At 69.4% G+C, this 26,154-nt stretch carries 17 protein-coding genes; 7 read left to right on the plus strand and 10 right to left on the minus strand.

Annotated features, from left to right (window positions below; genetic code table 11):
* Positions 1-5: 5 nt before the first annotated feature.
* Positions 6-1,331 (minus strand): hypothetical protein, encoded by a 1,326-nt coding sequence (locus tag G4D85_RS19990; RefSeq protein WP_164014283.1) that lies wholly within the window; start codon positions 1,329-1,331, stop codon positions 6-8.
* Between the two features lie 488 nt (positions 1,332-1,819).
* Here G4D85_RS19990 and G4D85_RS19995 point away from each other — a divergent pair, with 488 nt between their 5' ends.
* The 3 genes from G4D85_RS19995 to G4D85_RS20005 all read left to right on the plus strand — a co-directional run bounded on the left by G4D85_RS19995 (position 1,820) and on the right by G4D85_RS20005 (position 5,572).
* The gene (locus G4D85_RS19995) at positions 1,820-3,082 is read left to right on the plus strand and encodes a DnaA N-terminal domain-containing protein (protein WP_164014285.1); all 1,263 of its coding nucleotides are present in this window, start codon (positions 1,820-1,822) and stop codon (positions 3,080-3,082) included.
* Between the two features lie 100 nt (positions 3,083-3,182).
* Positions 3,183-4,502 (plus strand): ligand-binding sensor domain-containing protein, encoded by a 1,320-nt coding sequence (locus tag G4D85_RS20000; RefSeq protein ID WP_164014287.1) that lies wholly within the window; start codon positions 3,183-3,185, stop codon positions 4,500-4,502.
* Between the two features lie 173 nt (positions 4,503-4,675).
* The gene (locus tag G4D85_RS20005) at positions 4,676-5,572 is read left to right on the plus strand and encodes a diiron oxygenase (protein WP_240359384.1); all 897 of its coding nucleotides are present in this window, start codon (positions 4,676-4,678) and stop codon (positions 5,570-5,572) included.
* Between the two features lie 6 nt (positions 5,573-5,578).
* On the opposite strand, the gene G4D85_RS20010 is transcribed toward G4D85_RS20005, so the two are convergent.
* From G4D85_RS20010 to G4D85_RS20040, 7 genes are all read right to left on the minus strand, one after another.
* Positions 5,579-6,571, minus strand: a complete 993-nt coding sequence (locus tag G4D85_RS20010; protein WP_164014292.1) for a cysteine synthase A — start codon at positions 6,569-6,571, stop codon at positions 5,579-5,581.
* Between the two features lie 71 nt (positions 6,572-6,642).
* A complete protein-coding gene (locus G4D85_RS20015; protein ID WP_164014294.1) occupies positions 6,643-7,875 on the minus strand; it encodes an ABC transporter permease in 1,233 nt (410 codons plus the stop codon).
* 4 nt (positions 7,876-7,879) lie between these two features.
* Positions 7,880-9,118, minus strand: a complete 1,239-nt coding sequence (locus tag G4D85_RS20020) for an ABC transporter permease (RefSeq protein ID WP_164014296.1) — start codon at positions 9,116-9,118, stop codon at positions 7,880-7,882.
* Entirely contained in the window at positions 9,115-9,867 is a 753-nt protein-coding gene (locus tag G4D85_RS20025) for an ABC transporter ATP-binding protein (protein ID WP_164014298.1), read from the minus strand. The genes G4D85_RS20020 and G4D85_RS20025 overlap by 4 nt, the downstream gene beginning before the upstream one ends.
* The gene (locus G4D85_RS20030) at positions 9,864-11,132 is read right to left on the minus strand and encodes an efflux RND transporter periplasmic adaptor subunit (protein WP_164014300.1); all 1,269 of its coding nucleotides are present in this window, start codon (positions 11,130-11,132) and stop codon (positions 9,864-9,866) included. Before G4D85_RS20030 ends, G4D85_RS20025 begins: the two co-directional genes overlap by 4 nt.
* A complete protein-coding gene (locus tag G4D85_RS20035) occupies positions 11,129-12,472 on the minus strand; it encodes a TolC family protein (RefSeq protein WP_164014302.1) in 1,344 nt (447 codons plus the stop codon). The genes G4D85_RS20030 and G4D85_RS20035 overlap by 4 nt, the downstream gene beginning before the upstream one ends.
* The gene (locus G4D85_RS20040; RefSeq protein ID WP_205525616.1) at positions 12,469-13,173 is read right to left on the minus strand and encodes a YIP1 family protein; all 705 of its coding nucleotides are present in this window, start codon (positions 13,171-13,173) and stop codon (positions 12,469-12,471) included. Before G4D85_RS20040 ends, G4D85_RS20035 begins: the two co-directional genes overlap by 4 nt.
* Before the next feature lie 218 nt (positions 13,174-13,391).
* Here G4D85_RS20040 and G4D85_RS20045 point away from each other — a divergent pair, with 218 nt between their 5' ends.
* The gene (locus G4D85_RS20045; RefSeq protein WP_164014306.1) at positions 13,392-15,929 is read left to right on the plus strand and encodes an AAA family ATPase; all 2,538 of its coding nucleotides are present in this window, start codon (positions 13,392-13,394) and stop codon (positions 15,927-15,929) included.
* Entirely contained in the window at positions 15,926-16,777 is an 852-nt protein-coding gene (locus tag G4D85_RS20050; protein ID WP_164014308.1) for a DUF2520 domain-containing protein, read from the plus strand. Before G4D85_RS20045 ends, G4D85_RS20050 begins: the two co-directional genes overlap by 4 nt.
* Here the strand turns inward: G4D85_RS20050 and G4D85_RS20055 are convergent.
* Entirely contained in the window at positions 16,767-18,092 is a 1,326-nt protein-coding gene (locus G4D85_RS20055) for a hypothetical protein (protein ID WP_164014310.1), read from the minus strand. The two genes, G4D85_RS20050 and G4D85_RS20055, sit on opposite strands and share 11 nt — an antisense overlap.
* 85 nt (positions 18,093-18,177) lie before the next feature.
* Between G4D85_RS20055 and G4D85_RS20060 the strand changes: the two genes are divergently transcribed.
* Positions 18,178-21,591, plus strand: coding sequence for a hypothetical protein (locus G4D85_RS20060; RefSeq protein ID WP_240359385.1), 3,414 nt, complete (start codon positions 18,178-18,180; stop codon positions 21,589-21,591).
* A 444-nt stretch (positions 21,592-22,035) separates the two neighbouring features.
* Positions 22,036-25,437, plus strand: a complete 3,402-nt coding sequence (locus G4D85_RS20065; RefSeq protein WP_164014314.1) for a hypothetical protein — start codon at positions 22,036-22,038, stop codon at positions 25,435-25,437.
* A gap of 151 nt (positions 25,438-25,588) precedes the next feature.
* Here the strand turns inward: G4D85_RS20065 and G4D85_RS20070 are convergent, their stop codons facing one another.
* Positions 25,589-26,149, minus strand: a complete 561-nt coding sequence (locus G4D85_RS20070; RefSeq protein ID WP_164014316.1) for a nicotinate-nicotinamide nucleotide adenylyltransferase — start codon at positions 26,147-26,149, stop codon at positions 25,589-25,591.
* Positions 26,150-26,154: the final 5 nt, after the last annotated feature.

Here is a 26,154-nt window from a genome sequence, read left to right on the forward strand (position 1 = left end):
CGGAATCAGCTCGCTTCCGGGGTAACGGGGGTGGCGGGAACAGCGGCCACAGCGGCGGCGCGAGGCGGCTCACCAGGCTGCGACAAATCCGAGAGGAAGGCGCGCACGCTGGCGCGGGTGGAGAGGACCATCAGGCCGAGCAGCGCCGCGAGGATCTCCAGCGTGTAGATGAGGCCGGTGTAGCCCTCGAGGATGACGGCGCCGGTGGGCACCACCAGCGTCGCACCCCAGAGGCCGGCGAGCACGGCGGCGCGCTCCTTGGGGAAGAGCCACCGCGCATAGGCCACCACCGCCGCGCCCAGGCCCACGGCGGAGATGGCGTAGGCGGCGTAGAAGTTCATGAAGGCGGCCAGGTACGACAGCAGCACGAAGAAGAAGCCGTAGACGGCTGCCAGGAGGTACGTCTCATGGAGCGCCATGGGCCGGCGGTGGCGCAGGCTCAGCGCGGCGAGCATGGCCAGCAGCGCGACGAACGGCACCCACGCGCGGCCCGCCATGAGGGACACCATCGCGTCGAACGTCTTCTCCGACGGGAGGATGACGCCCAGGCTCACGCCGGACTCCAGCGACTGGAAGGCCCAGTCCAGCGTCACGGCGTCGCTCTCGGTCTGCACGGAGGACGCCGACAGCACCCCGGCCGGGTAGTCGTAGTTCTCCCCTCCCGCCACGGCGAAGTGGACGCGCACGTCGCGGGCGGGCAGCGCCGGGTCCAGCTTGTAGACGAAGGAGTTCAGGCCCCGGGCGCGGTAGCGGATGGAGAAGCGCGACGTGGCGTCCTTGGCGATGCGGCCCGTCCACACCAGCCGGTTGCCGGACTCGCCCAGGTCCAGGCTGGACTCCTTGCCGTCCACGAGGAACTGGAGCTCGGAGAGGAGCACCTGGGACTTGTCCATCTCGATGGGGAAGATGAACGCCACGTCGATGTCGCGGCCCTCGCGGTTGACCACCGCGTAGTCGGCGTCGAGCGTGAAGTCGAAGCCGGAGAAGTAGCGCAGGCCGCGCTTGCGGTAGTTCATCTGCGCCTTCACCTGGACGTGCTGCCGGTCGAAGGCCAGCGGCTTCAGCTCGGTGAAGATGGTGCCGCTGTGCACGTAGCGCAGCGACGGTGCGGGCTGGGTGACGGGCGCGCCCCAGCGGTCCTCCACCCCGGCGGCCAGCTCGGAGTTGGCGAAGTCCGTCCGGTCCGCCACCTGTCCGGCGATGACGGCCGTGGCGAACACGACGATGAGGAGGCTGCCGAAGACGTGGTGCGCGACCAGCCACCGCAGGGCCCGGCGAACGGGCCCGTCAGACGTGCGCGGAGGGCGGGGAGGAAGGGGCGGAGCGTTCATGAGCGCAGGATGGAGCCCCGGTGTGCAACCCGGATGACCGGCTCGTGCGCTTCATGAGGAATGATTGTGCAGAAATCGTGCAGGCCCGCGCACGGCGCGCCAGACCCGGCGGATCCACACATCGACGGAGAAGACCTCACCCGAGCGCATGATCACCTCCAGGTGGTATTCGGGAGCAGATCGAAGGCCGCTGATCCGCGCACGAAAAAGCAGATCGCACGGGTCTGGATCACCTACGCGTCTCTGTCGTAGTGGTGCGTCGCGATCAGCTCACGAGCGCGGCGCACTCCCCATCCAGGAGTGTGTGACAGGGTAGGCAGACAGGCATGGCAGGTGCGCGCCGGGGTGTCCCGCGCATCGGGATCAGGGACGTGGACACCGACGAACACCGGACGGACGCAGGGGGCCTGACGCTTCGAGCGCGGGTCCTTGGGAGGCAGTGAATCGTGGGCGGGTTGGACTGGGTTCAGGTGGACGTCGGCTTTCCCATGAGCCTCGCCGTGGTGGGCGCCGCGCGCTCGCTGGGCATGGAGCGTCGGGCCTTCCTGGGCGCCATCGTGGAGCTGCAGATCTGGGCCGTGCAGGCCCTCCCCTCCGGGCGTTTCGAGCCCTTCTCCGTGTCCGCGGCCGCGTCCGGCGGACGTCCGGAGGACGCGTCCCTGGACGAGGCCATCTGGTGCGAGGCGGTCGAGGGTGCCGTCCGCTGGACTGGCGCTCCCGGTGCCTTCTGGGCCGCGCTGCTTCGCACCGGCATCCTCGTCCGCGAAGGCGACAGCGTCCGGCTCACCCTGTGCGACCGCTACGTGCAGGTCCTCGAAAAGAGGAAGAAAGAGGCCGAGCGAAAGCGAAGGGAGCGCGCCAACAAGGCCGCGGCGGCGTCCGGCGGACGTCCGGCGGACGCGCCAGGGACATCCCCCGCTAGAAGGAAGAGGGAGAAGGAGACGGAGAAGAAGAGTTCTTCTGCTGCAGCAGTGGCGATGGAGGTCCTGGTGTCCCCGGGACATCTCGCCCCCGTTCCGCCGCCTCCGGACGAGGTGCTGTCCGAGGACAGCGACCCCGTGCAGCTCGCCCTTCCCGGCACCCACCTCGTCCCCGTGTCCCTGTCGCCCGAGGAGCGACGCCACGCCGAGGCGCCCGAGCCGGACGCCGCCCCACCCCGCGTCCCCCAGGCCCAGGCGGAGGCCTTCTTCGAGACCTTCCAGCATGAGCGCGCCCGGACCTTCCGGGGCGTGCCCCGCGAGGACATGCCCGCGTCGTGGGCGGACTGGTACCGCCACGCCCTGGCCCGGGTGGGCGGCGACGAAAGCCGCCTGCTGACGGCCTGCCGCGGCTACCTCCACTCCGACTGGGGCCGCTCACGCCAGCCGGTGGGAACATCCGTCGCCTTCTGCTCCCCCAAGGTCTGGGTGCGCTACGTCCCGCATGAGCAACCGGACGCCGCCGAGCCCACCGAGCTCCCCTCCGTGGACGTGTCCAGCCCGGCCGGTCGCGCCTGGCAGCGGTGCCTCACCCGGCTCCACGAGCAGGGCAAGCGCTACGCCCTCCTGTGGCTCCAGAAGGCCCGGGCGGTGGACGTGGAGGACGGGAGGCTGATCCTCTCCGTGCCCGACGTCTACTTCCGCCAGTGGGTGGAGGAGAACTACGGCCCGCTGGTGGAACTGCTGGTCCGCGACTGCGGTCTGCTGGGAGTGCGGTGGCTCGTGCCCGAGGCCGACGAGGCGCACGGCGCAATGGGCGGTACACCCAGGTAGGCGCGGAGCCGGATTCGCCACCGTGGGAAGGGATTTTCCCATCCCCACCGGGCACGCGACTTGCTGGCTATCCGGCAGCAGCGAACAGCCAGGAGAGTGGATGCGCGGCGGGTGGCGATGGGCGGTGGTGGTGGGCATGGCGGTGCTGCTGGGCGCATGCGGTGAGTCCTCGGACACGGACGACGCGGATGCACCGAGCGGCCCCGGCCCGTGGCCCACGGACGCGGTGAAGGACTATACGGCGGCGTTTGGCCTGGGCTCCGGAGTGCGAAGCGTGGGCGTCGACGAGGGGCACAACCTCTGGCTGCTCCGGGGCGCGGAGATTGGCGTGCTGCGGCCTGGAGACACGAAGCCCACCTGGACGCGTGGCGTGGGCCAGGCGGCGGATGGCTTCGGGCGGGACAAGAAGGCGCTCGGCTCCACCGTCATCTGCGGAGGCGAGGCGGGCCGCGCGTACGTGGGCTACCACACGTATGAATTGCAGCCGGAGATTCCCGACAAGCCCCACGCGTACATCCCCGCGCCCGGCGAGCCGCACTACACCGCCGAGCGCTTCGCGGAGTACCAGAAGGGAGACCTGGACGCGGTGCGGGTGGAGTCCGACGGCACGGTGGTGCTGGAGGAGCACCTGTGGCGCAGCGCGGGCGTGTCGGGCGGCAGCCGGCAGCTCGGCCCGCGCAACACCAATGACTTCCACTACGACGAGGACCGCTCCGTCCTCACCTGCCAGCGGGTGATGCGCGGGCGAGACAGGGGCGATGTCTACCTTGGCACCAACCATGGCGTGTCACTGGTGCGGGGCCTCACGTACAACAGCCATCGCCACGCGGCCTGGTATCGCGAGACGCAGCGGCAGGATGGCAGCGTGGACCAGTCGCTCCAGGCGGGCTTCAACTGGGGGCTCGGCATCGGCCCCGACGGTGAGGTGCTGGTGGCCAACGACTGGCTGGTGGGCATCCTCGAACCGAATGGCGTGCTGGAGGACTTCGACAAGGAGCGCACCTGGGAGGGCCCGGTGCCCTGGCGCTACAAGGGCCACAACGCGCAGCTCAACAGCCTGGAGGCCTTCGACCACTGGCGCGCCGTCGCCCGCACGAAGCGGGGCGTCACCTGGGTGGGCAGCCGCGACTTCGGCCTGTGGCGCATGGACGTGAAGGACCGCTCCAGCGCGACGTACAGCCGCGTCAACGCCCTGCCCTCCGACAACGTGTCGGCCATGGCGGCCACCGACGGCGGAATCGTCTACGTGGGCACCGACGGCGAGGGCCTGTGGCGCGTCGAGGAGGACGGCGAGACGCTCACCCGCGTCGACGCGGTGAAGGGCGCGAAGGTGCTCCAGCTCGTGTACGACCCCACCGTTGCTCCGGCCATGCTGTATGTCCTGACTGACTCAGGCCTTACCGTGCTGCGAGAAGACTGACACCGGCCTTGAAGCCTGTCACCGGCCGGGCAGCGTCCTGTGCCCGGCTCCGGTGAAAAGTTGCCGCTACGCGATTGCAGCCGCCACCCGTCTATGTGTGTGGCTTGACGGTGGAGGAAGAAGCCTGTTCCGCTGCGGGCATGCTCAACCAAGACTCGGAATATCAATCGTGCGTGCAGAACTCGGAGCGTGTCGCGTGGCGCATCGACGAGGTCCTGCCCCGGAACGCGGTGATTGACTTCAGCCGGCGCATCCTCCCGGACGCCTTGACTGGCACCGGGGGCATCCGCTGTCTGACGGAAGCCGAGCAGTTGAAGCTCAACCACATCCGCACCAACAGCTACGCGCATCTATTCTTGTTCCTGGAGGAGTACGTCGTCGCCCTGATGTCGCAGCGGGCCGGCCTTGAGCTCCACTCGAACCCGACGCAGATGCGCGCCCTCATCCGCTTCACGGAGGAGGAGATCAAGCACCAGCAGCTCTTCGCCCGCTACAACAACCTGTTCGCGGAGGGGTTCAAGCTGGCGCCCGCCCTCCTCGACAATCACGTCCAGGTGGCCCGGGCCATCCTGACGAAGTCCCAGCTCGCCATCCTCATCTTCAACCTGCACATGGAGCTGATGACCCAGCAGCACTACGTGGAGACCATCCGTGACAATGGCGACGAGCAGCTGGACCCGCTGTTCTGCAGCATCCTCAAGCACCACTGGCTGGAGGAGACGCAGCACGCGCGCCTCGACTACCTGGAGGCGCAGAAGGTCCTCTCCCAAGCGCCGGACGCCGCGGCCGCGCTGGAGCAGGCCATGACCGAGTACACCGAGCTGCTCGCCGCGGTCCGGGGCACCCTCATCGCCCAGCTCGAGCTGGACATCCAGACCCTGGAGAAGTCTCTGGGACGGACGTTCACCGAGGCCGAGCGGAAGGAAATCTTCGACGCCCAGGAGCGCTCGTACGTGTGGACCTTCATCGGCATGGGGATGAAGGCCCCCCTCTTCCTCTCCCGCGTGCGCTCGCTGTCGCCCGTGGCCGAGCAGCGCATCCTCGACCTGGCCCCCACGTACTACGCCTGAGGAGGCTCAGCCCACCGGCAGCGGCTTCACCTCGAGCTGCTTGGAAGCCAGGAACTCCGCGTTGAACACCTTCGAGGCGTAGCGGCTGCCGTGGTCGCACAGGAAGGTGACGATGCGGAGCCCCTCTCCCTGGTGGCGGCGGGCCAGCTCCCACGCGGCCCGCACGTTGATGGCGGCCGAGGTGCCCACCACGAGCGCGTCCTCGCGGGACAGGTGGTAGAGCATCTCCAGCATGTCCTGGTCATCCAGGCGCACGGCCTCGTCCACGCGGGCGCGCCGGAAGTTCTCGGTGAGGCGCATGATGCCGATGCCCTCGGTGATGGAGGAGCCGGAGCACTCCAGCTTCCCCTCGCGCACGAAGCAGTAGAGGCCCGAGCCCGGCGGGTCCACCAGCACCACGCGCAGGGCCGGGTTCTTCTCCTTCAGGAAGCGGCTCACGCCGGACATCGTCCCGCCGCTGCCCACCGAAGCGACGAGCACGTCCACGCGCCCCTCGCACTGCTCCCAGATTTCCGGCCCCGTCGTCTCGTAGTGGAAGTCGCCGTTGGCCGGGTTCTCGAACTGGTTGGCCCAGAACCAGCCGTGCTGCTCGGACAGCACGCGGGCCTGGTGGAAGAAGTGGCCCGGGTTGGCGAAGGGCACGGCGGGCACCTTGCGGACCTCCACGCCCATCGCCTCCAGGTACTCGTACTTCTCGCGGGCCTGGTTGTCCGGCATGGTGACGACCACGCGGTAGCCGCGCTCGCGGCCCAGCAGGCCCAGGCCGATGCCGGTGTTGCCGGCGGTGCCCTCGACAATGGTGCCGCCCGGCTTCAGCAGCCCCTGCTCCTCGGCGCGGCGAATCATCCCCTTGGCGGCGCGGTCCTTGATGCTGCCGCCGGGGTTCATGAACTCGGCCTTCCCGAGGATGTCGCACCCGGTCTGCCGGCTCAGCGAGCCGATGCGCAGCAGCGGCGTGTTCCCCACCGCGTCCCAGAGCGAACCAATGCGTGGCGCCATGCGTGTGTCCCTCGTCGCGTAGGACTCCCCCGTAGCGGAGTCTCGCGAGCGAGGCAACCCGCCTGGCACCGTCAGTCCGCGCGCATCGCTTCCACGGGGTCCAGCTTCGCCGCACGGGCGGCCGGGTAGATGCCGAACAGCAGCCCCACCCCGCAGCTCATCGCCAGGGCCAGCGCCACGGCCCAGGGCGGCACGAACATGGGGAAGCGCAGCACCCAGTCCGCGAGGAACACCAGGCCGAAGCCCAGGCCCACGCCCAGCGCGCCGCCCATCAGCGCCAGCAGCACCGCCTCCGTGGCGAACTGCCCGAGGATGCGCCTGCGCTTGGCGCCCAGCGCCTTGCGCACGCCAATCTCCTTCGTCCGCTCCATCACCGACACCAGCATGATGTTGAGGATGCCGATGCCGCCCACCACCAGCGACAGCAGGCACACGCCGATGCCGGCAATCGTGATGACGACGGAGAGCTGGTTGAAGGACGCCGTCACCGACTCGTTGGTGTGCATCTCGAAGTCGTTGGGCATGTCCGACGACACGCCCCGGCGGCGGCGCAGCAGGGTGGCCACCTCGTCCTGCGCCTTCTGGAACAGCGCCGGCTCACGCGCCTGCACGTCGACGTCGAGCGAGCGGTTCTTCCCGTAGAGCTGCTGGAAGATGCGCAGCGGCATCATCACCTGGTTGTCCAGGCTGAACATGCCCAGCATGCTCCCCCGCCGCTGCAGCACGCCAATCACGCGGAAGGGGCGGCCTTTGATTCGCACCTCGTGGCCCACCGGGTCCATGCCGGGGAAGAGCACGTCCGCCACGTCCGTGCCCAGCACCACCACGCTCCGGCCGTCCAGCGCCTCCACCTCGTTGAAGAAGCGCCCGGACTGCACCGTCAGGCCGCTGGTCACCATGTAGTTCGTCTGCGTGCCGAAGACGCGCACCGACGGCCGCGTCTCCGCGGTGGCCGTGGCCACCTTCTGCCCGCCGTCATCGTCCGTGGGGGCCACCACGCCCACCGAGGGACAGGACTCCATGATGGCGTGCACGTCGTCCATCCCGATGTCCGGCCGCTTGGCGTACTTCGCCCAGTTGATGCGGCCGAACCCGCCCGCGGGCCACTTCGTCACCTGGAAGGTGTGGGCCCCCATCCGGCCCAGGTCCTTGTTCACCTTCATGCGGAGGCCCTCGATGAGCCCCATCATGGTGATGACCGTCGCCACGCCGATGACGATGCCCAGCAGCGTCAGCAGCGAGCGCAGCGGGTTGCCCAGGAAGGTGCCCAGGGCCAGCCGCAGGTTGTCGAGGAAGGCTCGCATCGCGTTACTCGTACCGGAGGGCTTCCACGGGGTCCAGGTTGGCCGCGCGGGCCGCCGGCCAGATGCCGAACAACAGGCCCACCAGCGCGGCGAACGCCACCCCGCCTATCACCGTGCCCGGCTGCACGTCCGCCGCCAGTGGGGTGATGAGGGAAACAACCTTCGCCGTGCCCAGCCCCACCGTGGTTCCCAGCAGGCCTCCCACCGCGGACACGCTCGCCGCCTCCATGAGGAACTGGAAGACGATGGTGCGCTTGCGGGCGCCCAGCGCGCGCCGCACGCCAATCTCGCGCGTCCGCTCGCGCACGGACACCAGCATGATGTTCATGATGCCGATGCCACCCACCAGCAGGGTGATGAGCCCCACCCCCAGCGCCACCCCGTAGAGCGCGCCGGTGAGCTGCTCGTACGTCTGGGCAAAGGCCTCCGACTTGTTGATGGAGAAGTCGTCCGGCGCGCCCGGCGGCGTGGACCGGATGCGCCGCAGGATGCCCACGAGCTGGTCCTCCGCCCGCCGCACGTCCGCCGCGTCCGCCACCGCCATGGCAATCTCGAAGCCGCGCCCCTTGCCGAAGTTCGAATAGAACGTCTTGAAGGGGATGAAGACCACGAGGTCCATGCTCTCGTTGACGATCTTCCCCTTGCGGCTGAGCGTGCCCACCACCTGGAAGGTGCGGTTGTCGATTCGGATGGAGCGCCCCAGCGGGCTGATGCCCGCGAAGAGCGCGTCCGCCACGTCCGCGCCAATCACCGCCACCGGCCGCGTCACCTCTTCGTCCGCCTCGGTGAGGAAGCGTCCGCCGGTGACTTCGTACCCGGAGATGGTCAGGTACTCCTGCATCACGCCCTGGATGCGCACGGTGGACATCTGCTCGCCGCCGTGCGCCACGTCCGCCGCGCGCTGCACCGACGGGGAGATGGCGGACAGGAAGGGCGCCAGCGTCCGCAGCCGGTCCACCTGGTCCAGCGTGAAGTTCTTCCGGTTCCGGTACATCCACCAGTCGCCCTTCATCATCCACGGCCACTTGGACACGTAGAGCGTGTTGGCGCCGAACGTGGAGAGCTGCCGGTGGAAGGACGTGTTGAGTCCCTGGATGATGCCGACGATGGCCAACAGCGTGGCCACGCCGATGCCGATGCCCAGCGTGGTCAGCACCGTGCGCAGGCGGTTGGCCTTCAATGAGAAGAGGGCGATGCGAGCGCCCTCCAGCACATCCACCCGGAAGCCCAACGGCAGACTCATGTGCCCCCCGCCGCCAATACCGTCGTGGCCGTGCCCAGCGCCACCTCGCGGCCGGTGCCGTCCGCGACAATCTCTCCGTCGCTCAGGCGGATGGCCCGGGGGCAGCGCGCCGCCAGCTTGGGCTCGTGCGTGACGAGCACCAGCGTGTGGCCCGCCTGGTGGAGCTGCTCGAACAGCCGGACGATTTCCTCGCCCGTGGCGGAGTCCAGGTTGCCCGTGGGCTCGTCCGCCAGCAGCATGGATGGCTCGGACACCAGCGCGCGGGCAATGGCCACGCGCTGCCGCTGGCCGCCGGACAGCTCGTTGGGCTTGTGATGGATGCGGGGCGTGAGCTGCACCTTGTCCAGCGCCGCCCTCGCCCGCTCGCGGCGCTCGCGCGCCGGCATGCCCCGGTACACCAGCGGCAGCTCCACGTTGGCCAGCGCCGTCTCGCGCGGCAGCAGCTGGAACGTCTGGAAGATGAAGCCGATCTCCACGTTGCGGATGACGGCCAGCTCGTCGTCGCTCATGCGCGACACGTCCTTGCCGTTCAGCATGTAGCGACCGCTGGTGGGCGTGTCGAGGCAGCCCAGCACGTTCATCATCGTGCTCTTGCCGGAGCCCGACTGGCCGATGATGGCCACCCACTCCCCGCGGCTGATGCCGAAGGAGACGCCGCGCAGCGCGCGCACCTCCTCGCCGCCCACGTGGAAGACGCGGGTGAGGTTCTCCACCTGGATGAGCTGCCCCGCGCCGCTGCCGTCACTCACGACTTCCGCCCACCCTTCATGCCGCCGGGGCCCGCGCCCGGCTCGGGCTCGCGCACCGCGTCCCCGTTGTTCAGCTCCTTGGACAGCGTGCGGTACGGGCCCTCCACCACGCGGTCCCCGTCCTTGATGCCGGTGAGGATCTCCAGCTCCGTGTCGGAGGCGATGCCCGTCGTCACCGGCTGCACCCGCGCCTTGTTGTCCGCGTCCACCACGAACACCACCTTGGCCAGGGACTCGGTGCGCTTGGCCGACAGCGTGCCGCCCTCGGCCGGGGCCTCGAAGCCCGGCAGCGTGCGCGCGGAGCGCACCGTCACCGCCTGGATGGGCACCAGCACCACGTCGTTGCGCGTCTCCGCGGAGATGCGCGCCTCGGCGCTCATGCCGGGCAGCACGCCCGGAGGCCGCGTGTCGAGCGCCACGGTGACGGGGAAGCTCGTCACCTCCGCCTCGGTGCCCGGGTTCTTGATGAGCGCCTTCTGGGCAATCTCCACCACCGAGCCGCTGAACGTCTGGCCCTCCAGCGCGTCCAGCGTCACCTCGGCGGGCTGACCCGCCTTGAGGTGCACCACCTCGTGCTCGCCCACCTCGAACTTCACCTCCATGGCGCTGAGCGCGGCGATGGTCATCACCACGTCCTCGGCCAGGTCCGAGCCACGCACGCGCTCACCCACCTCGCGCGACAGCTCGATGACGTTGCCGTCGATGGGCGACTGGAGCGTCGTCCTGGCCAGGTCCGTCTGCGCCTGGTCCACGAAGGCCACGTTGCGCGCCAGCATCTGCTTGGCCGACGCCACCCGCGCGTCCGCGGTGTTCTTCGCCGCGCGCGCCTGCTCCACCTCGGCGTCGGAGGCCAGCCCCTTCTTCAACAGCTCCTCCACGCGCGCCAGCTCCTGCGCCGAGCGCACCGCCTCCACCTCCGCCACCTGCGTGTCCGCGCGCGAGGCGTTCTGCGACGCCTGCGCCTGCTTCATCGCGGCCTCGTACAGGCGCTTGTCGATGCGGCCCAGCACCTGCCCCTTCTTCACCGGCTCGCCGTCCTTCACCAGCAGCTCCACCAGGTCTCCGGAGAGGCTGGAGGAGATCTTCACGGTGGTGGCCGCCTGCACCTTGCCCGCACCGGTGATGGTGCGGGTAATCGTGCCCTTGCGAGCCTTGGCAACCTGGACCTCGAGGGACGGCGGCGGCCGCTCCTTGAGTCCGCCAGCGGTGATGGCCGCCGCACCCAGGAACAGCACACCGGCAATGGCACCCTTCCACCACTTCATTTCGTCTCTCCTGGGCTCAGGGCGCCCATGGCCCGCATCAGTGTGAAACGGGCGATTTCGACATCAATCCTGTTTTCCAGCAAGCTGAGCTCCGCCTGCGTCAGGCTGAGCTGCGCGTCGCGGACCTCCAGGGTGGAGCCCGCGCCGGCGCGGAAGCGCTCCTCCGCCAGCCGGAGTCCCTGGATGGCGGCCTCACGGTTTTCGGCGGACAGGCGAGCGGCCTCCAGCTGGGCCTCCAGCGTACGGTGCGAGAGGCGCACGTCCGCCTCGATTTCCCGACCCGCCTGCTGCAACACCAGCTGGGCCCGGCGGATGCCGGCCTCGGCGCGCCGCGTCTGGGCGCCGGTGGCCAGGCCATTGAAGAGGTCCCAGGTGAGGTTGACGCCCGCGGTGAAGGTGTTCTGCAGGCGCGGCTCGGTGAAGACAGTCTCGGCGGTCGGCCCCTGGCGCGAGTAGCTCCCCTGCGCCGTCAGCCGGGGGATGTAGTCCGCGCGGGCAATGGAGCGCTGCAGCTCCGCGGAGCGCACCTGGCCCTGGAGCGCCGCCAGCAGGGGCCGGCGCTCGCGGGCCTCGTTGAGGGCGGTGTCCATGGAGGGGGCCGGCGTGGGCTCCAGGGTGAGCCCCCCCGGGTCCACCGCCATCAGCGGCTCGCTCCCGGGCCGCGCCAGCCAGATGGCCAGCTGCGTCTGGTCCGACACCAGCTGCGCCAGCGTCTCCGTGAAGGTGATGCGGTCATTGCCCAGGTTGACGAGCGCGGTGATTTCCTCGTTCTTGCCCACGCGGCCCGCGGTGAAGAGGGCGCGGGCGCGCTCGAGCTGCTCCTCGCTGCGCTTGACGGTGGCCTCCAGCACCTGGAGGGTGGCCTGCGTGCGGTACAGCACGAAGAAGCGGCGGATGGCCTCCAGCTCGGAGGTGTCGGCCTCCTCCACCGCCTGGCTCTTCGACGCGTCCCGCAGCACGCCGCTCTGCTCCAGCTGCTTGAAGCGCGCCCGGTCGTAGAGGATCTGATTGAGGGTCAACCCCAGGTCGTAGTTCTCCGTATTGGTGGAGGGCGTCTCCACCTCGAAGATGAGGAAGTCGCCGGGGTTGTTCGGGTCCTGCGCGGTGGTGATGCTCCGGCGGCGGCCGTACCACGTCTTGCCCGCGGAGGCGCCGAACGACAGCTGGGGCAGCAGCACCGAGCGCGACACGCGCACGTCCTCCTCGGCGACGTCCACGTCCAGCAGGGCCTGGAGCGCGTTCGTGTTCTGGCGGCCCTGGACGCGGGCCTCCTGGAGGGAGATGGGGGTGCCGGACTCCGGCGTGGCGGTCAGCAGCGCGGCGACGAGGAGCGCGTTCACCGGCCACCTCCCATCCCCGGAAGGCCAATCATCAACACGCCCGCGAACATGGCGTACAGCGCCAGGGCGAGCAGCAGCGCGCGGCCGCGGCTCATCTCCGTGGCGGCGGAGAAGCCCAGGCCCAGCAGGCCCACGCTCCACAGGTTGAAGAAGTCCACCGCGCTCGCCACCCGCTGCATCTTCGGGCTCAGCCCGTCGAGCAGCAGGCCCAGGTGGGAGGGCACGAGCTGCAGCGCGCGCGAGGCCGTGAGGGAGTGCTGCGCCGCGGCGCAGACGGTGAAGATGAGGTGGTACAGGGCGATGGGCAGCAGCGCGAGCGCCGCCGCGGACATCAGCCGCTCGAAGGGCGCGGGCCGGTCGAACAGCCAGCCCACCACCCACAGCACGCAGGCCAGCACCAGCGCCAGCATCGGCATGAGGAAGACGCCCTTGGCGATGCCCCCCACGAGCGCCTTGCGCGAGGCGACCTGGATCTTCTCCGTGAGGTCGGCCTCGGAGACGCCGGCCAGCTCGCCAGAGGCCTGCAGCTCGCGGATGACGTCGGGCGAGGCGTCCCAGCGGAGGGAATAGAGCGTCCCGGAGGCGGACACACAGAGAGCGAGAATCAGGAGAGGCCACACCCAGCGGCGGGCCTCGACGGCGGTGCGGGTTCCCTCGAAGGGGTCGACGAAGATGCGCACCGGTTGGACGAGAGAGGTCATAGTGTTGAGTGGCTCGGGCGAAGTACGACACTCGCCCTCAGGCAATTGCCTGGCCAGATGAATTGACGCGGAGAACGGGCAGGCAGCCAACCGAATTCCGATGTGTGCGGGCGTTCTACCCCAGTGTTTCAGGGGACCTGTAGCGACCTGTAGCGGAAATTTTGCCGGCGACCCGTGGAGGGTGTATTCCGCTCGCCTGCCCGCTTGCCGGAGCTCGAATGGTCGATAGCACGGATCTCGCGCAGGTACTCCACGAGGCGAACGACATCGCACAGAGCGTGGCGCAGAGGCTCACCTCGGCGCACGTGCTGCTGGCCCTCTTCACGGTGGAGAACCGGGCGCAGCTCCTCCTCAAGGAGCGGGGGGTGGACGAGGACGCCCTCCTCCAGCTGCTCACGGGGGCGGCGGCCGAGTCGGACGGGGTGGTGCGAGAGCTCCGGGAGAAGGCGCGGGAGATTGCCACCAGCCTGGGCTCCGCCGAGGCGGACTGCCTGCACCTGCTCATCGCCGTGACGCGGGTGCGCTGCTCGGCGCACGAGCTGCTGCTCCAGGCGGGCCAGGACCTGGCCACGCTGCGGACCACGGCCATGGCCTACTTCACCAGCGGCCGCATGCCGCGTTTCCTCCAGACGGGCCGCGCGCATGCGCTGGGCACCCGGCCCCCGGTGAGCCGCCCGGTGGGCGCCCCGCCCTCCCCCCTGCCCTCCTCCACGGTGGCGGTGGCCCTGCCGCGCGCCATCCCCACGCCGCCGCTCCCGTCGCGGCCCTCGCGCCCCACGCCGGCCCTGTCGCCCAGAGACCTCATCGACGTGGACGAGCCGGAGGCCCAGGCGAGCACTCCCGTCCTCCCGCCGCCCGCCCCGCCCGTGGCGCGCGCCCTGCCGCCTTCGCTGCCCGTGCCCCCTCCGTCCGCACCGGTGGTGCGCCCGGCGGCCCCGGCTCCGACCACCGTGGCCCGTGCCGTTTCCGTGACGCTGGATGCCAAGGCCTTCCCCCTGCTCACGTCGATGGGGCGCAACCTGAGCCAGGCGGCCCGTGAGGGACGGTTGGATCCGGTGGTGGGCCGCGCGCGGGAGGTCGAGGAGGTCATCGACATCCTGGGCAAGCGCCGTACCAACAACCCGTGCCTGCTGGGCGAGCCCGGGGTGGGCAAGACGGCGGTGGTGGAGGGCGTGGCGCAGCGGCTCCTGGAGCTGCGCGGCTCGCTGGCGGAGAAGGTGTTGGTGGAGCTGGACATGGCCACGCTGGTGGCCGGCACCCAGCTTCGGGGCTCATTCTCCGAGAAGCTCAACGCGCTGAAGGAGGAGGTCCGCCGCGCGGAGGGCCGCGTGGTGGTCTTCATCGACGAAATCCACACGCTGGTGGGCGCGGGCTCCACGGGCGAGGGCCCGCAGGACGCGGCCAACGAGCTGAAGACGGCGATGGCGCGGGGCGAGTTCCCCTGCATCGGCGCGACGACGCACGACGAGTACCGCAAGTTCATCAGCGCGGACCCGGCGCTGGAGCGGCGCTTCACGGCCGTGGTGGTGAACGAGCCGTCGGTGCCGGAGACGGTGGAAATCCTCCAGGGCATCATCGGCCGCTACGAGGAGCACCACGCGCTGCGCTACCTGCCGGAGGCGCTGGAGGCCGCCGCGTCGCTCGCCAGCCGCTACGTGACGGACCGGTTCATGCCGGACAAGGCCATCTCCGTGGTGGACCTGGCGGGCAGCCGCTGCCACCGCGAGGGCCGGGACGTGGTGGAGGCGTCGGACGTGGCGCGGGTGGTGGCGAAGCTCGCGGGCGTGCCCGAGGAGCGGCTGCTGATGAACGACTCGGCGCGCCTGCTGCGGCTGGAGCAGGACCTGTCCGAGCGCGTCATCGGGCACACGGAGGCGGTGACGCGCATCGCCCGGGTCATCCGCCGCAACTACGCGGGCTTCGCGTCGCGGCGGCCCATGGGCAGCTTCCTCTTCCTGGGCCCCACGGGCGTGGGCAAGACGGAGATGGCGCGGGCGCTGGCGGAGGTGCTGTTCGGCAACCGGGACGCGCTGGTGCGCCTGGACATGAGCGAGATGTCCGAGCAGCACGGCGTCTCGCGACTCATCGGCGCTCCGGCGGGCTACGTGGGCTTCGGCGAGGGTGGCCAGCTCACCGAGCCGGTGCGCCGCCGCCCGTCGTCGGTGGTGGTGCTGGACGAAATCGAGAAGGCGCACCGCGAGGTGCAGATGCTGCTGCTCCAGGTACTGGAGGAGGGGCGGCTGACGGACGGCAAGGGCCGTCACATCGACTTCTCGAACACCGTCATCGTGATGACCACCAACCTTGGCGCGGAGGCGTTCTCCCGCACGGGCCGGCCGGTGGGCTTCGGCGCGGACGCGGGCGGGACGTCGGATGCCATGGACCTGGCGTCCTCCGCCGCGCGCAAGGCGCTGCCTCCGGAGCTGTGGAACCGCATCGACGAGCGGCTCCCCTTCCGCCCGCTGGAAGAGTTGGAGGTGGCGCGCATCGCCACGCTGCTGCTGGAGGAGAGCAGCAAGCGGCTCGCCTCCGAGCGGGGCATCCAGTACGTCGCGGGCGAGGACGTGGTGGGCCACCTGCTCAAGTCCGGTGGCTTCGACCCGCAGCTCGGCGCCCGGCCCATGCGGCAGATGGTGCAGCGACTGGTGGAGGCCCCCCTGGCGGAGCGCATCCTCGCCGGCGAGTTCGGCACCGGAGACAGGGTGCGCGTCGCGGTGCGCTCCGGGCAGCTCCAGTTCCAGCGCGACTCCCATTGAGCACGAGCCGCAAGCCCCGCACCGCCCGGCCTCCCGTGGTCATCGTCGGCGCGGGCCGGCTCGGCGGCGCGCTGGCGCTGGCGCTGGCGGCGAAGCGCTGGCCGGTGCGGCTGCACTCACGCGGTGACGACGGACGCCAGCGCGCGAAGGCGCTGGGCCTGAAGGTCGCCACGGCGGCGGACCTGCGGCGTGCCCGGGTGGTGCTGCTCTGTGTCCCCGACGCGGCGGTGCCTTCGGTGGCCTCGGAGCTGTCCACCACCCTCCCCCGCACGGCCGCGCTGGTGCACACCGCGGGCGCGCTGTCCCTGGACTCGCTGGGCACGGCGAAGGGCCGCGCTCGCGGCTCGTTCCATCCACTGTGCGCCGTCTCTTCGCCCAGGGACTCGCTGGCAGGACACGCGGTGGCGGTGAGCACGCGCTCTCGCGCGCTGCGCGACGTGCTGCGTCGCATGGCGGTGGACGTGGGGCTCCAGGTGCTGGACGTGCCGGAGTCGCACCGCGCGGCGTACCACGCGGGCGCGGTGATGAGCGCGGGCGGGCTGGTGTCGCTGGCGGACGCGGCGGTGGCGGCGCTGGGCGCGGCGGGAATCGCCCCCGACGCGGCGCTGGCGGCGCTGCTGCCGCTGATGCGCTCGGCGCTGCGGGGCGCGGAGGCCCGGGGACTCTCCGGGGGACTCACCGGCCCCATCGTCCGGGGAGACGCGGGCGTGGTGGCGGCCCACCTGGGGGCGCTCCCGGAGGAGGTCGCCCCGCTCTACCGACTGCTGTCGCGGCGCGCGCTGCGGCTGGCCGGAAACCGGCTCAGCCCCGAGTCACGCGCCGCGCTGGAGCGGCTGCTCAGGCCGTGATGATGAGCGAGCCCTGAAGGGCCTTGCGCACCACGGCCAGCGCCTGCTCGGAAGCGGCCTCCGCCTCGGTGAGGCGGCGCAGGCACAGCTCGCCCTGCACCTGCGTCACCGAGCGCTTGAGGTCGGCGAGCAGCGTGAGCGCCGCCTGGAGCATCTCCTTGCCCTGGGGCGACTCGGAGGCGGGCTTGCCGGACGACTTCGCCACGTACTCGGTGAAGCGCTTGAGGGTGTCCGCCGTCTTCGCGGGGTCGAACTGCTCCAGCAGCGGCTTGATGTTCGCGGAGTTGATGCGGATGAGCCGCAGCGCGCCAATCTTGGCGAAGCCGGGGTGCACCAGGCCGATGTCGCTCATCTCGAAGGCGCCCAGCAGCCCCTCGTCCGGGGCCTTGTGCGCGTGCGGCACCACGTCCACGAAGAGAGGCAGCGGGTCCACGCCCTGGCGGAACGCCTCCAGCTCCTCATCGTCGAGCGGGGGGAAGCTGGGCGGGTTGCCGATGAACAGCAGCGGCAGGACGACCTCGTGCCAGAAGTCCTCGGGCGCCGAGCCCGTGCCGCCCACGGTACCGAACAGGTGGGCCATCAGCTCGGCGAGGCGCGGGGCGCGCTCGGCCTGGTCCATCAGCGGCTTCGTCGCGTCCAGACGCGCCAGGGACTGGACAATCTGGCCGTCGAACTGCTGGCGCGCCTCCTGCGGCAGGGGCGGCTGGGTGCGGCCGAGCGCGTTTCGCACGTCGCGGCTGAGCGCGTCGGGCTTCGTGTCCAGGGCCGTCTTCGTCTTGGCGGGGTCCAGGACGACGAACTGGAGGAACCCCGGGTCGAACAGGCGCTGGTAGTCAATCGGCGACAGCTTCTGGGCCTGGCCGCCCAGGGCCTGGGCGGGGTTGACGCTCAGTCGCGCCTGACCCAGCGAGCGGCGGATGTCCGAGGCCAGGTCGTCGAGGCGGGCCAGCTTGCCCTGTCCCAGCGAGTCCATCACCGCGCCGAAGGGCGACAGCATGATGATGGAGTCCGGGAAGCCCAGCGTGGCGCCCTCGGGCGAGTCCCGGTTGGGGAACCAGAAGGCCTGGTGCTCCTGGATGAGGCGCAGGGCGAAGGCGCCGGCCAGGCCGAGCGCGAGCGTCTGGTGCTCCGGCTTGTTCACCTGGAAGGGGCCGCCGAGCAGCTTGATGACGGCCTTCTCCACGTCCTGCCAGGGCGCCTTGAGCAGGTCGATGGCCTGGCCCTCGGACTTCTCGAGCGCGGCGGCGACCTGGAGCTGGGCCTGGTGGACGTGCTGGGGAACGGGATGCCCCTGGGGAGCAACGGGATCGGACATGGAGGAACCCAGAATCGAAAGGGAGGCGACGGGCCCCCCAATACCGTGAAAAACGCGGTCGTGGCTATGATTTGTGCCCGCTAGGATGCCCCGCATGCCCGCCAACCGCCGGCTGCCTTGCTGGCACGCCCTGGCCACCTTTCTCCTGCTGACAACGGCGGGGTGTGCCTTCGTCACACCCCGTTTCCCTCAGAACGTTCAGGCGTCCTTCGCCCGGGACGAGATGCACAAGCTGACGACGGAGTCGCTGGTCCTCTACTACCCGGCGCAGCTCCGGGGCTCCGCCCTGCGGATGGCGTCGCGACTGGAGGGCTGCGTCCAGCGGCTGCGGGGGAAGGCCTGGAGCCAGTCCCCGAGGGAGCGGGTGCTCGTCTACCTGACGAGCTCGGACTTCAACAACGCGTACGTGGTGGCGGACTACGCGAGCACGCCGCAGCAGATGGTGCTGCCCGCGCACGTGACGCTGGAGCTGTTCCATCTCTTCAACCTGGGCGAGGTGGACATCGGCGACGTGGCCTGCCACGAGGCCGTGCACTACGTGCAGCTCCAGCAGACGGACGGGCTCTGGGGCTTCCTCAACCTGCTCACCGGCGGCCTCTTCCAGCCCAACTCGTTCACCGAGTCGTGGTTCCTGGAGGGGCTGGCCACGTACTACGAGGGCCAGTTCGGCAAGGACACGGGACGCCCGCACAGCCCGGTGTGGCGCGGCTGGTTCTCGTCGGTGGTGCAGGCGCGCGGGGGCGAGCTGAACGCGGGGTACCTCTCCCCGGAGCAGCGGGCGTTGGATCCGTTCGGTGGCAACTACATCACCGGCATGCACTTCGTGGAGTACCTGGCCGCGAAGTACGGCGAGAAGAAGCTGTGGCGGCTGGTGGATGAGCAGGGCGACTCCCTTGTTCCTCCGCTCGGAGTGACGCTGCGCTTCAAGAGCGTGTACGGGCGGGACATCGGGTCGCTGTTCGAGGAGTACACGCAGGTGCTGCGCCGGGGGCTGGTGGTGCGCGAGCGGCCGGCCTCGCAGCGGGTCTGGCTGGCGGACGCGGGCTTCTTCTCGCGGATGACGTCTCATGCGGAGAGCGGGGCCACGGCGCTGCTGGGCGTGGGGCGTGAGGAGTACTCGCGGCTCTCGGTGCGCGAGGCGGACGGGCGCGTGCGCTTCGAGCGCCCGCTGGTGGAGCTGCTGCCCGGGCGGCGCTGGGTGCTGGGGAGTCCGTCGCTGGTGAGCGGCATGTCCTTCAGCCGCGACGGTGCGTGGCTGTACCTGGTGATGGCGGACCTGAACGCGGAGGGTGGCTACTCGGCGCGGCTGTGGCGGGTGGACGCGCGCACGGGTGACGTGGTGCGCACGTGGGAGGACGTAGAGGGGATGGGGGGAGACGTCACGCCGGATGGCACGGCGTACGTGTTCGTGAGCGTCGAGGGCGACACGGCCAACGTGGTGCGGATGGATCTGGAGACGGGGCGCCGCGAGGCGCTCACCCGGTTCGAGGCGAACGCGCCGGTGGGGCCACCGACGGTGGCGCCGGATGGGAAGCGGATGGTGTTCCCACTGGCGGGGGGCCAGGGCTGGGACCTGGTGCTGCGCGAGGCGGATGGGAGCCTGCGCTGGCTGACACGGGACGGGCGCTTCAACTACTCGCCGCGCTGGCTGGACTCGGAGCGCATCGTGTTCCTGCGCGAGCACGAGGGCCGGCTCCAGGCGCATGTGATGACGGTGGCCACGCGAGAGTTCATCCGAATCACGGATGCGCCGCACCTGGTGATGGACGTAAGCCCGGTGGGGACGAACGAGGTGGCGTTCCTCAATCGGTTCGGGACGGGTTTCACCATCGACCGTGCGCCGATCTCGCCCATAGCGGGTGCGGAGAGCGCGGGTGTCGCCGCGGCTCAGCCTGGAGAGGGCACTGCACCGTCCCCTGACACCGGGACTCCCACGGAGCCCTCCCCGGCTGTACCTCCGACGTCGGGCGAGCGGCACGCGGGTGCGCAGGAGGCTTCGCCGCCTCCCTCGACACCTGATGGTCCAGCGCAGGCCCCAGGCGGAGCATCGCAAGTCCCATCACCGGAGGCAGTCGCTCAGCGTCCGGGCGAACCTTCGCAGCCTACGGTTCCTGAAGCGGCAGTGCAGCCGCCCGCTGAGTCCCCACAGGAGTTTGCTGAGTTCCCAGGCACGGCCGGCCAGCAGCCGGCGCCCGATGCCTCCGCGCAGTCCCCTGCGACGCCCGACGCACCTGCCCAGTCTCCCGACGCGCCCGTCCAGCCTGCACCGTCAGACGGACTCGCGGGCAGTGAGGGCACCCCCGCACCGGCACCGCCCTCCCCTGCCCCGGAGACCACCGACGTGCCCCCGGCGCTCGCGGACCTGGATGGGCCCGTGGGTGCGCCGCCAACGGCCCCGGGGGCCGACCTGAACATCCTCTCCGACGAGCGCTACTCGACGCTGGAGGGCTTCTTCATCCCCGAGTTCCGTCTGCCGTACATCCTGGCGGCGACGGACGAGGACGACACGGACGAGATCCTCGTGAGCGGAGGGTTGGCGCTGTCGGGCCAGGACCGGCTCGGCTTCCACGGGTACTCGCTGCTGCTGGCCTTCAGCACCGAGGAGGACGAGCCAAGCCTGTCCCTGGCCTACGGCAACGCGCAGCTCGCGCCCTGGTACATCCAGGTGTCCGCCTCGCGCATCCGCGAGAACACCCGCACGGACCTGCAAGCCGTGGCGTTCGCCACGCGCACGTTCTGGACCACGCCGGTGTCGGTGGGCCTGCTGGCGCTGCGGCGCGAGTACGACAGGACGGAGCGCTTCCCAGGCCTCACCACGCGGCTCATCGGACCTGAGGTGTCGGCCTCGTACTTCGCGGGGGACTCCACCTCGTACGGAGGCACGCAGCGCGGGCTGGGGCTGACGGTGGCGGCGGGCGTGTACCCGGGCGCCTTCTTCCGCGAGTCCACCATGGGCGACGTGCGCCTGGGCCTGGACGCCTTCCTGGGCGGCCTGCCCTTCACGGGGAAGGACAACCTCCAGTTCACCGCGGTGGCGCGCTACCTGCCCGGCTCTCCCTCTGGCCTGCTGGAGGTGGGAGGCATCAGCGCGGGAGAGCTCTGGTACAGCAGCCGCGACTCGACGGAGACGTCACGACTGCCGCTCGAGCTCCAACCCGGAGTCGCCTTCAGCGAGTACCTGCGCGGCTACGAGGACCTGACGACGCGCGCGAGCAATGCGCTCATCGGCACCGCGACGTACCGCTACCGAGTGCCCATCGACTACGGCTGGGCGTCCACGCTCTGGGTGCTGCCGTCGCTGTTCGTGAGCGACTTCGAGGTGGAGGGCTTCGGCTCACTGGCGCGAGTGGACAACCGGAACAACCTCGGCGCGGTGGGAGCCTCGGCGTCGCTGAGCCTCACCTTCGGGCAGGCGATACCAGTTTCGATCTTCTACCAGTACGCCTACCGCTTCGAGCGCGGCCTGGACGACCTGCATTTGGTCGGCTTCGGCCTCTAAAACCAGCGTTCTCGATTACTGCGGTTGGCCCGCGAAAACGGGGGGCAACTTCAGTGGGCGATGACGCCCTGTTCCTGCGTCCGGTGAGCGTCAGGCAAGATTTCGCGTGAGAGGGTTCAGCCGATGCGCTTCAACTCATTGCTGTCTGCCGGGAACCGCGTGCGCCTGGCGGAAGGTGTCATGGACCTACGGCGGAGCTCGCGCCTCTTCGCGGAGGGCTTCACCACTCTCACCGAGGTCCTTGCTCCTGACTGCACCCCTCCGATGCCGCCTCTGGGCCACCATCAATTGGCTTGACTCGAAGTCCGAGCAATCTATGACACGAAGTCAATGCCCCCGAGACTCAGACATCGTGTTCGTGGATTGCCATCCGCCAGCCTCCTCCTACTGGCGTTGACCTCCGCCTGTGATTCGAAAGTGCCTGGGCCCGAGTCACCGCCTCCCGTGCCCTCCGTAGGCCAGGTGAAGGCCCGGCTGGACCCTTCCACCCTGTTCACTGACGTCGCGTTCGTGGGCACCGACCCATGCTCCACCACCGAGATGGACTATGGCGTCATCGACAATTGCTACAACGTGGAGAACCCTCAACGCCCGAGCATCTTTCGCGAGCTGTCCTCCGCGTGGCGCCCCTACCGCGAGCTCTACACCAACCCACTGGAGTTGCGCCCCTCCTCGCTCACGGGGGTGATGCAACCCTTTCCCCCGTTCGAGTATGACCGGGGCGTCCACCTCCCGAAGCGGCCCGAGTACAACGACGCGGCCAATGCCGTCCAGGTCCTGCCATTCAATCGCGGGACCAATGACGGGCGCCTCTTCATTCGCGGAGGGTGCAAAGGCTGCGCGGAAGGCTCCGTCCTGTACACGTTCCGCCCCGAAGTGCTCGGCCAGGACTTCCGCTACGACTTCTCCGGGAAAGGCTTCCGCTTCGCGCAGAGCAGCATCGGGGCGCAACTCCATCCATTCGTCTACTACAACCCCCTCGACTCAACGCTCCCCGCGAAGAACAACGACCACTTCCCCGACGCCCTGCAAAGCACGCTCTGTGAAGACTCGGTGAGCATCCTGGAGCCGGGCGCCCATGGACGCAACCCGGTCGCCTGCACCGCCCGATATGTCGAGAACTCCGCTCCCCTCCCTGGGGACTGCTACGAGGTCTCCCTCGTCTACGGCTTGAATGCGCATGACATCAATCGCTGGGAATTGCGCTCCGTGGACCTGACGGTCTTCGTCCGCAAGCCGAAGACGCTAGGCGCCGGAGAGGCGGACACGTCCACCCCCGAGGGATGGGCCATCTGGGTCTATCCCCGCTCGCCCGAGGGCGAGGTGAAGTCGCTGCCCACCTGGGACCTGCCGCCGTTCAAGCCCTTCGACTTCCAGGAAGTGCCCTGGAACGCCATGGCCGCCAACTCCGCCTATGCCTTTCCCTGGGCCCCGGACACCATCGACTGGGAATTGCTGCTCACCACGCACCCCAAGTCCCAATGTTACTTCGAGGCACCGCACTGGCCGGATCCCACTCCCATCTACCGGCGCAATACATCGCCCTCCGCCCCCAAATGGTGTCAGTTCTTCGACCGGCAGAGCCGCCAATCCATGCCCCTGGTGGAGGACGACGAGGACGCCACCATCGGCAACGGAAGCACCTGGGATGGCCTGCAGAGTTCGGAGAAGAACCTGGCCATGTTCGAGCCCGCGACGAGTGGTGACGGGAAGCTGCTCCTCCTGAACATGCGAGGCCTCTTCTATTCCGTCGGGAATGATACCTGCCGCGCTTCGAGCTGGAGGCACTTCAAGCCCATCAGCATGATGCCCATCGACCCGGACGTGAACATGCGCTACGAGCTGGCGAAGTCACAGGTGGTCAACGGCAGCCCGCTGCCCTTCCGGGACACGCTGGACAATCCCATACCCTATGGCGTGCTCAACCAGTGGGCGTATCCATGGTTGGATCGCGACGGGAAGAACCTCTTCTTCGCCGCGAAGAGCAACAACCAGGACGGCTACTACGCACGTCAGGTGTTCCGTGAGGATCTGCGCAGCACGAACAGCGAGACGGACGTCACCACCTGCTCTCCGTCGGACGACGCCCGGGCGACGTTCAACCCGGATCGGAGCGGTGGACAGGCCGTCAGCGTGCTCGGCGCCTGGACACGCGGAAAGGCCATCATCCTCGACAACGGCCTGAACCTCACCGACCTGGCCGGAAATCACCAGGACCGTTGGCAGCGCACCTATGATTTGCGCCTGTATGCTGGCGACGACCTCTCGCTGACCCCCAGGGGTAGCACGGCGATCTTCTCGTTCGAGAACCAGCTCAATCACTTCCAGGCCTTGCGCCCCACGTTGCCCTTCGACGTGGTGTGGAACATCCAGTCCAACACCCAGCGCAACGCCGAGGTCGCCTTCGACGACTACCTCCACCAGGGCGCCTTCGTCATCGCCCACATGAACGCCGCCATGCGCATGGACGAGTCGCCCTATACCGGGAACCGGGCCGAGACCTTCCTCCAGGATGGCTTCGTCCCATACAACGCCTGGGCAAACGTGGGCGGAGGTCAGCTCGCCGACTTCCGCTTCAAGCGCAACCCCCTCGCACAGAACGCCGCCACGGGCAGCCCGGAGTTCGGGATGAACGGCCCCTGGCCCCCGGCCAACGTGCGACTGCGCGGTGGCGCGCGCATCGAGCCCGTGGCGCTCGGCGGCGTCAGTGGCAAGGGCGTCTGGCTGGACGGTCTCAATGACTTCATGGACATGGGCTATCGCGTCCAGAGCTCGCAGCGCGACTGGCTGTTCGGCATCTGGCTCGACTCACGTCACCAGAATCTCCACTTCCCGGTGCCCGTCGTTCGGAGCCCACCCCGCACCATCTTCTACTTCTCCGACGAATCGTGGGTGGGGCTCGTCCAGGTGACGACGTTCAATGGCACCTCGTGGAGTGACGGGCACGAGCTGCAGGTCCACAACGGTCCTTCCCGTGTCACCCAGACCGTCGACCTGGGCTCGCTCGTCGAGGTGGGCCGCTACTTCCACTTCGGCATGAAGCTCTACACCGAGGCCGGGGAACGGAAGCTGGCGGTCTACATCAACGGCACGTGGCACTCGACGCTCACCGTCGCCCCGAGCGATGTGGGCTTCGACCCGATGTACAACTCGATGAATGGCTGGACGTGGATGGACGTGAGCGACCCGGGCCCCTCCATCGCCCCGGACCAATTCCGCCGACCCTTCAAGGGCTGGGTGGACGAATTGCGCATCTACGCCCTGGCGCCGGGCGACGCACAGCGGCCCTGGACCGAGGAATTCATCTGCAACCAGGCGCTCGGGACGATGGTGGACGTGTCCTGGTCGCCATGGGAGACGTGGCACCCTCAGCTCGGCGATCTGCGCTTGCGCGCCTCTCTGTATCCCGGCTCCCGGTATGTCCTCTGCGAGCAGATGGCGCTGCACTCCTATTCAGAGCCGCTCGACTACCCACCACAATACGGGGAGGGCCTCTGCATCGACCGCGTCCACAAGAATCCCCTCGCAGATCCGAGCCATTCCGAACGGTGCCTGCGCGCCGGACTCCTGTCGCTGCCCACGCTCCAGTCCACCCAGCCGCGTCCGGACAGCAAGCCCAATGCCTTCTGTCTCTCGTGCCATACCAGCACGGCCACGCTGCCCGGCATGCAAATGGATGCCCTGGCGGCGGGCACCGGGCCCCGCTTCGAGGACCGGCGGAGACAGCCGATGAATGTCCCCGCCGTGCTGGGAGGCGTCGTACCTCCCTGGCTCACCCAGGGCATCGACCTGCCGGACGGCACGCGCACCCTGGACCATTACTTCGACCACTTCCCCGCGCCGTGAAGACGGGGACGGAGGGGGCCGGCACGAGCCCCTCCGGGTAGCACCCGCGTCCACTGCCGGTAGGGCACCTGCAAGTGCGCGAGAGCCACGAAATCGGGGCAAGCCCACGTCACACGAAGTGAGGGAGAGCCGCGGAACGGGGCAACTTCACTCAACGCCTTTTCGCCAGCCCGTACAACCCACGAGCCCGCGCATAGGCAATCGCCCCCGCGGGCACGAGCTCCGCCGGCTCCACGCCCCGCGCGAGCAGATCCCTCACCAGCGTGGAGGACACCTCCGCCAGCGGCGGCCCCACCGTCTCTGGCGCCGGGTAGCCCGCGCGGTAGAGCACCGTCACTCGCGCCATCTCGCGGATGCGCCCGAAGTCCTTCCAATTGGGCAAGTCCTTGAGGATGTCACTGCCGATGATGAACGACCACTCGATGTCCGGGTAGCGCTCCACCAACAGGGACAGCGTGTCCACCGTGCGCCCGGTGAGCCCTGGCTCGCGCTCCACGAGCGTCGTCTTCAGCCAGCCCGAGGTCTCCGTGCACAGCGCCTCGCACATGGCCACCCGGTGCTCGAAGTCCTCCATCTGCTTGCCGAAGGGGTGCTGCCACGACGGCATCAACCACACCTCGTCCACGCCCTGCGTGGCGTGTACGTACGTGGCGGCCATCAGGTGTCCCACGTGGGGCGGGTTGAACGAACCTCCGAGGAGCGCCACCTTCACGTCCG

The organism is Pyxidicoccus trucidator (genome assembly GCF_010894435.1).
In the GTDB taxonomy this organism is placed as follows: Bacteria; Myxococcota; Myxococcia; order Myxococcales; family Myxococcaceae; genus Myxococcus; species Myxococcus trucidator.

What these genes read in the sequence shown, in the direction of transcription:
- G4D85_RS20015 (WP_164014294.1), bottom strand. Translation starts at nt 7,875, where the DNA reads ATGCGAGCCTTCCTCGACAACCTGCGGCTGGCCCTGGGCACCTTCCTG.
- G4D85_RS20010 (WP_164014292.1), bottom strand. Translation starts at nt 6,571, where the DNA reads ATGGCGCCACGCATTGGTTCGCTCTGGGACGCGGTGGGGAACACGCCG.
- G4D85_RS20030 (WP_164014300.1), bottom strand. Translation starts at nt 11,132, where the DNA reads ATGAAGTGGTGGAAGGGTGCCATTGCCGGTGTGCTGTTCCTGGGTGCG.
- G4D85_RS20055 (WP_164014310.1), bottom strand. Translation starts at nt 18,092, where the DNA reads ATGTCCGATCCCGTTGCTCCCCAGGGGCATCCCGTTCCCCAGCACGTC.
- G4D85_RS20060 (WP_240359385.1), top strand. Translation starts at nt 18,178, where the DNA reads ATGCCCCGCATGCCCGCCAACCGCCGGCTGCCTTGCTGGCACGCCCTG.
- G4D85_RS20040 (WP_205525616.1), bottom strand. Translation starts at nt 13,173, where the DNA reads ATGACCTCTCTCGTCCAACCGGTGCGCATCTTCGTCGACCCCTTCGAG.
- G4D85_RS20000 (WP_164014287.1), top strand. Translation starts at nt 3,183, where the DNA reads ATGCGCGGCGGGTGGCGATGGGCGGTGGTGGTGGGCATGGCGGTGCTG.
- G4D85_RS19995 (WP_164014285.1), top strand. Translation starts at nt 1,820, where the DNA reads ATGAGCCTCGCCGTGGTGGGCGCCGCGCGCTCGCTGGGCATGGAGCGT.
- G4D85_RS20020 (WP_164014296.1), bottom strand. Translation starts at nt 9,118, where the DNA reads ATGAGTCTGCCGTTGGGCTTCCGGGTGGATGTGCTGGAGGGCGCTCGC.
- G4D85_RS20045 (WP_164014306.1), top strand. Translation starts at nt 13,392, where the DNA reads ATGGTCGATAGCACGGATCTCGCGCAGGTACTCCACGAGGCGAACGAC.
- G4D85_RS19990 (WP_164014283.1), bottom strand. Translation starts at nt 1,331, where the DNA reads ATGAACGCTCCGCCCCTTCCTCCCCGCCCTCCGCGCACGTCTGACGGG.